General features: G+C 78.8%; 1 protein-coding gene. It reads left to right on the top strand.

The window, feature by feature from the left end; translation table 11 throughout:
* Nucleotide 1: 1 nt before the first annotated feature.
* A partial coding sequence (locus EEJ42_RS31810; RefSeq protein WP_246097527.1) for a ComEC/Rec2 family competence protein occupies nucleotides 2–1957 on the top strand: 1956 nt, incomplete at its 3' end.

The following is a 1957-nucleotide window of genomic DNA, read 5'->3' as shown; positions in this document are numbered from 1 at the left end:
GCTGGCGGCCTGGGCCGCGGCGGCGGTCGCGTTGGGCACGCCCGGCCGCACCGTGGCCGTGGTCTGCGCGGGCGCCTGCCTGGCGGCAGCCGTCCTGCTGTACGTGACCCGTCGGCGCCGGGTCGACCTCGCACAGGCCAGGAGGCGCACGGCGGGGGCGATCGCGGCGGTCCTGTTGTGCGGGGCCACGGCGGGAGCGGTCGCGGCGCTGCACGCGGCGGACGTGCGGCGCGGACCGGTTCCGGCGCTGGCCGGGGAGTTCGCCGAGGCGACCGCCGAGGTGACGGTCACGAGGGATCCGAGGCTCAGCCGCCCCCGGGTGCGCGGGGCCGCGCTCGCTCCGGTGTCGGTGGTGGTCGAGGCCGAGGCCACCAGGATCACCGGGCCTGACGGCACGTCGACGAAGACCCGGGCCCCGGTGCTGGTGACGGTTCGCCCGGAGACCCGGCAGCGAGCGGCATGGATCCGGCTGCTGCCGTCCACGCGGCTGCGGGTGCACGGCCGCCTGGCGCCGCCGCTGCGGGACGGGGACCGGCTCGCGGCGGTGGTGCGCGGCGACAGCGGTCCGCCGCGCGTCATCGGGGCGCCCAACTCGGTCCAGCGGCTGGCGGGCCGGCTGCGCGCCGGGCTGCGTACGGCGACCGACGGGCTGTCCCCGGACGCGCGGGCGCTGCTGCCCGGGCTCGTCGTGGGGGACACCTCACGGGTCCCGCCGGACCTCGACGAGGCGTTCCGGGCCACGGACATGACGCATCTGCTGGCCGTATCCGGCAGCAATCTCACGCTTCTGCTGGCGTTGCTGACGGGCCCTCCCCACCTCGCCGCGCGGGCCGAGCGGCGCGGGCTGGCCGCGGCGCTCGGCATGCGACTCCGGACGACGGCCCTGCTCGGCGGCGCGCTCACGCTCGGCTTCGTGGTCGTCTGCCGTCCCGACCCCAGCGTGCTGCGGGCGGCGGCGTGCGGGCTGATCACGCTGCTGGCCATCGGCACCGGACGCCGCCGCTCCCTGCTCCCGGCCCTGGCCGCCGCGGTGCTGGCCCTGCTGCTGTACGACCCGTGGCTGGCCCGGAGCTACGGGTTCGTGCTCTCCGTCCTGGCCACCGGCGCGCTGCTCACCTTCGGACCGGGGTGGAGCGCCGCCCTGCGGCGCCGTGGGGTGCCGCCGCGACCGGCCGAGATGCTGGCGGCCGCCGCGGCGGCGCAGGCGGTGTGCGCGCCGGTGGTGGTGATGATGGCCGCCCGGGTGAGCCTGGTGGCGATCCCCTGCAATCTGTTCGCCGAGCTGGCGGTGGGGCCCGCCATGATCCTCGGCTCCGCCGCGCTCGCGGTGGCCCCGCTCGCGCTTCCGGTCGCCCGGTGGATCGCCTGGCCCGCGGGCTGGCCCGCCGAGTGGATCGCCGGGGTGGCCCGCACCGGCGCGGGGCTCCCCGGTGCGGAGGCGGGCTGGCCGGGCGGCTGGCCCGGTGGGCTGCTGCTGGCGGCGGTCACCCTGGTCGCCGTCCTCCTGGGGCGCCGCCTGCTGCGGCACCGGTGGCTGTGGGCGGTCTGTGCGCTGCTCCTGCTGCTCGCGGTGATCCGCCCGGCGCCGCTGACCCGGGTCCTCACCGGTTGGCCGCCGCCCGGCTGGCGGATTGTGGCCTGCGATGTGGGCCAGGGGGACGCCCTGGTCCTGGCCGCGGGCCCCGGCACGGCCGTCGTCGTGGACGCCGGTCCCGAGCCACGGGCCGTCGACCGCTGTCTGCGGACGCTGGGCGTGGTCCGCATCCCGCTGCTCGTCCTCACCCACTTCCACGCGGACCATGTGGCCGGGCTGCCCGGGGTGCTGCGCGGCCGCTCGGTGGGGGCGATCGAGACGACCGGACTGGCGGAGCCGCCAGGGCAGGCCGCGGCCGTGCGGCGCGGGGCAGCGGCGGCGCGGGTGCCGGTGGTGACGGCCGGGCCGGGGGAGCGGCGCCGG

This window comes from Streptomyces botrytidirepellens, from assembly GCF_003721215.1.
GTDB lineage: Bacteria > Actinomycetota > Actinomycetes > Streptomycetales > Streptomycetaceae > Streptomyces > Streptomyces himastatinicus.
The sequence above is the reverse complement of the archived record's forward strand: the minus strand, read 5'-3'. Positions and strand labels throughout refer to the sequence as shown.